Here is a 4197-nt window from a genome sequence, read left to right on the forward strand (position 1 = left end):
GCGGCAGCGGCAGCGGCAGCGGCAGCGGCAGCGGCAGCGGCAGCGGCAGCGGCAGCGGCAAACCGTCGCGCTAGCCGGGTGAAATATCTCTATTAGTAGGCGAGGCCGTGATCATTTTAACTAATGAAGGTCATATGGTGACACGCACTGTGAGGGCCGGACACCAGCTCAGGTCTGGCACTTCAACCATCCAGAGGGAGTAAGTGTGAACGCTCGCTTCAGCATGAGCCGGAAAAAGGCTCTCCTGGTCACAGCACTGGCCACGATCGTCGCCGCGGTCCTCCCAGGGTCTGCACAGGCCGGCGGGGGCGGGAACCACGACCAACCGAACCACTGGGGCGTGATCACCCGAAACACCATCGGCTCCCCCGTCGCCGAACTCAGGGACGGTCCGTACGGCTCGTTTGGCGTCAAAGGCCGCTTTGCGAGGCCGCCGTACGGGCAAGGCAGCCTGGGCATTGAGGTTGCGGACAAGTCCACCTCGCTGACCCCGCCCAGCGAGGTCGTCGACTTCGGCAACGAGGTCGACTTCTACGGCGACCCGGTGCTGGGACTGAAGCAGCTCGGTTTCCACGTCTTCCAGACGAGCGAGAACGTCTCCTACGGTGCCCCGAACACCAACATGCCGAACATTAGGTTCGAGATCAATCCGAACCTCACCGCGGCCCCCACCACCACCTTCGCCTCGATGGTGTGGGTTCCGCCCTCCCCTCTAGTGGTGGACCAATGGAGTCCCTACCTGGATGCGACCACGACTGGCACATGGTTCCTCACGGGCAACGCCGGAACCGTGACCGGCTGTGGCCAACCCTCCCACTGCTCCTTCCAGCAGTTGATGACCGCGCTCAACGACGGCGGCGCGAAGCCGATCATCTACACCGTCGGGGTGAGCAAGGGTCGCGACTTCATGTGGATCGGAGCCGTCGACGGCCTGCGGATCAACCGGTGCACCTACGACTTCGAGCGCACCGGCGTCAAGGCTCTCTGCGGACACGATCAACATCCCTGGGCGTGATCGCCCAATTAGGGTTGCACAGCAGGAAGTACAGCAACTACCGCGACCGCAGTTGGCCGCCACGAGCTTCAGGCAACCGGCTGACCTGCCTGGCAGACCTCAGCAACCACTCCGCCCGTAGTTCGCATCGAGAGGCGGCAAGCCGGGCCGTCTGTGGGCCGTGCGAGGTAAGCCATTGGTGACCAACAATGACCAACGCCGACAGCTCCATCGCAGCTCAAGGCAGTGAGGCTGACCAACGTTGCAGGACAGAAAAAAGGTCGTTCAGAACTACTCATTTCTGAGAACTGCCGCCCGTGCCGCCGGAGCCTGCTACCTGTCGGTGACGTCGAGTTCGGTGTACATCCCGGCGAGGTAGTGGCCGGGGAGGTTGCACACCAGCTCGTAGCGTCCGGGACGCAGCGTCAGCGTAGTCCACGCCATCGTACCGGGGGCGATGCCGTCCCCCTCGCCCGTCCCGCAGCTGCGGGACGCCTCGCCCAGGCTGCCCGCCTCGTTGACCTTCCCGTCAGGACCGATGGGGCGCTCCCCGATGCCCTGACCCGACGGCAGCCGGAGCACCACCACCTCGTGCGCCATGGCACCGGTGTTCAACACCCACAGCGACACCACACCGGCGGAGACCGTGGCCGGACGGGCCACAAGACGCATCATGCGCATGCCGTACCCGCCGGGAGTACCGCCAGCACCCAAGGCTACGGACACGCTGTGTCACCACCCGCCGAGCCTGCAGACACCTCCGCACCGCTCAACTTTGAAGACCCAGGCTACCGGCTGGATGAATTGCGGTGGCACGATAGTGATGCGTGCACATCACACTTCTGAAGGAGTGTGAATCATGGCCGCTGGAGAGAAGGCCACCCCTGCTGGCCACAAGCCGGGACTGAAGCGTGAGATCGGTTTCGTCGGTCTCATCTGGGCCTCGGAAGGCTCGATCATCGGATCCGGGTGGCTATTCGGCGCCCAGGGGGCCCTGGCGGCGGCCGGGCCCGCGGCGATCATCTCCTGGGCCATCGGCGGCGTCGCGATCCTGATCCTGGCGTTGGTGCATGCCGAGCTCGGCGGCATGTATCCGGTCTCCGGCGGCACCGCGCGCTTCCCGCACTACGCCTTCGGCGGGGCCGCGGGGGCGTCCTTCGGCTGGTTCTCCTGGCTGCAGGCGGCCACCGTGGCACCCATCGAGGTGCTCGCGATGATCACCTACGCTCAGCACTACTCCTGGGCGAGCGGCTGGGAGAAAGTCAGAGGCGGCGAGCACATCCTCACCCCACCCGGCATCGCCGTCGCGGTCGGGCTGATGGCCGTCATCACGGCCATCAACTTCCTCAGCATCCGCCTGCTGGCCCGCACCAACAGTGCGGCGACCTGGTGGAAGGTCGGCGTCCCGCTGCTGACGATCTTCGTGTTCGCCCTCGTCGCGTTCCACACGAGCAACTTCACCGCGGCCGACGGCTTCAGCCCCTACGGTGCCAAGGGCATCCTGTCAGCGGTCTCCACCAGCGGCATCATCTTCGCGCTGCTGGGCTTCGAGCAGGCCGACCAGCTCGCCGGCGAGAGCGCCAACCCCAAGCGGGACATCCCGCGGGCGGTGATCGGATCGATCGTCCTCGGCATCCTGATCTACATCCTGCTCCAGGTCGTCTTCCTCGCGGCCCTGCCCGCCTCCCAGATCGGCAATCACTGGGCCACGTCCGCGTTCACCACCCTGTCGGGACCGTTCGCCCAGGTCGCGACGCTGATCAGCCTGGGCTGGCTGGCCGCGGTCCTGTATCTCGACGCCGTGGTCTCGCCCGGCGGTACGGGCCTGATCTACATCACCGGCTCCTCCAGGGTCTCCTATGGCCTCAGCCGCAACGGCTACATCCCGTCCGTGTTCGAGAGCACCAACAGGCGCGGTATCCCCTGGGCTGGCCTCATCGCCGCCTTCGTCGTCGGCTGCGTCTGCTTCCTGCCGTTCCCGAGCTGGCGCTCCCTGGTCGGACTGATCACCAGTGCGAGCGTGCTCATGTACGCGGGCGCCCCGCTGTCCTTCGGCGTCTTCCGCAGCCGGCTGCCCGGCGCCCACCGGCCCTACCGGCTGCCCGGCGGCAGCTGGATGTCGCCCCTGGCCTTCGCCGTCGCCAACCTGCTGATCCTCTGGTCCGGCTGGACCACCGACTGGAAGCTGGGCGTCGCCATCCTCATCGGCTACGTCATCCTGATCGCCAACCGGGTGTTCAAGATGAACCCCATCGCCCCGCAGCTGGACCTGCGTGCCGCCCAGTGGCTGCCGGTCTACCTGATCGGCATGGGCGTGATCGTCTACCTCAGCGACTTCGGGCCGCTCAAGAACCCCCTGATCCCCCTGTGGTGGGACATCGGGATCACCGCGGTCTTCAGCGTCCTCATCTACTACTGGGCCATCGCCGTGGCGCTCCCGGCGGCGCAGATCGAGGAGCAGATCGGCAAGGTCGTCGTCCCAGAGGAGGGCATCCTCTGAGCTGTCTTCTGAGCCGTCCGCCGGGCCCGCCTCCGGGTTACGGCCACAACAACCCCCTGCTCCACCCGAACTCCGTGCGCCGGTACTCCAGCCGTACGTGCCGGCGCTCAGCGTCACCCTGGAAGAACTCCACCGTCTCGGGACACAGTCGGTACTGTCCCTCCCCTCGTAGCGTGGAGTCCTTGTTTGCAGGGGAAGTTGGGATTCATGGGGTCCAAGCAACCCACGTACAACGCCGAGTTGCACGGACGCCGATATCCCCGAAGTCCACCAGCTCGCCGTCACCGTCAACCGCTGGTGGACCGAGATCTCCGCATCCATCGATAGCGGCCACACGCACCTTCGCCAAGGTGGACCGGGCCTTCCCCTCCTCTCAGGTCTGCTCGGCCTGCGGATTCCGGGACGGCCCGAAGCCTCTCCACGTCCGTGAGTGGGCGTGCGGTGAGTGCGGCACACTGCATGACCGCGACCACAACGCAGCCCGCAACGTCCTCTTCGAAGGACGCCGTATCGTCGCCGCCGGACAGGCGCAGACGCTAAACGCCTGTGGAGCGCCGGTAAGACGGGCACACCTGCCCGCACAGCGCGGTGAAGCAGGAAGCCACCGGAAGGGTCAGACCACCCAGGCCGGAAACCCTGGACTCTAGTAGGGCTTTGTTAGGTTCTGTGGTGGGGTTCGGGTGTGGGGGCGGGTTGGCCGCAT

General features: G+C 66.0%; 3 protein-coding genes and 2 pseudogenes. 3 read left to right on the forward strand and 2 right to left on the reverse strand.

Annotated elements, in window-relative coordinates; all coding sequences use genetic code 11:
• Positions 1-340 precede the first annotated feature (340 nt).
• Positions 341-1015 carry a hypothetical protein gene (locus IEZ19_RS49185; RefSeq protein ID WP_229841724.1) on the forward strand — a complete coding sequence of 225 codons (675 nt, stop codon included), beginning with the start codon at positions 341-343 and terminating at the stop codon, positions 1013-1015.
• A gap of 312 nt (positions 1016-1327) precedes the next feature.
• On the opposite strand, the gene IEZ19_RS49190 is transcribed toward IEZ19_RS49185, so the two are convergent.
• Complete coding sequence (locus IEZ19_RS49190) at positions 1328-1669, reverse strand: sulfocyanin-like copper-binding protein (RefSeq protein WP_229841725.1); 342 nt, start codon at positions 1667-1669, stop codon at positions 1328-1330.
• A 184-nt stretch (positions 1670-1853) separates the two neighbouring features.
• On the opposite strand from IEZ19_RS49190, the gene IEZ19_RS49195 reads away from it, so the two are divergent.
• On the forward strand, positions 1854-3494 hold the full coding sequence (locus IEZ19_RS49195; RefSeq protein WP_189317863.1) for an APC family permease: 1641 nt from the start codon (positions 1854-1856) through the stop codon (positions 3492-3494).
• A 37-nt stretch (positions 3495-3531) separates the two neighbouring features.
• On the opposite strand, the pseudogene IEZ19_RS49200 reads toward IEZ19_RS49195, so the two are convergent.
• Positions 3532-3648: pseudogene (locus IEZ19_RS49200) on the reverse strand (pyridoxine 5'-phosphate oxidase C-terminal domain-containing protein); the annotation flags it as partial.
• A gap of 181 nt (positions 3649-3829) precedes the next feature.
• Here IEZ19_RS49200 and IEZ19_RS49205 point away from each other — a divergent pair.
• Positions 3830-4141: pseudogene (locus IEZ19_RS49205) on the forward strand (zinc ribbon domain-containing protein); the annotation flags it as partial.
• Positions 4142-4197 lie beyond the last annotated feature (56 nt).

The sequence above is a fragment of the Streptomyces brasiliensis genome (genome assembly GCF_014647875.1).
Taxonomy (GTDB): domain Bacteria; phylum Actinomycetota; class Actinomycetes; order Streptomycetales; family Streptomycetaceae; genus Streptomyces; species Streptomyces brasiliensis.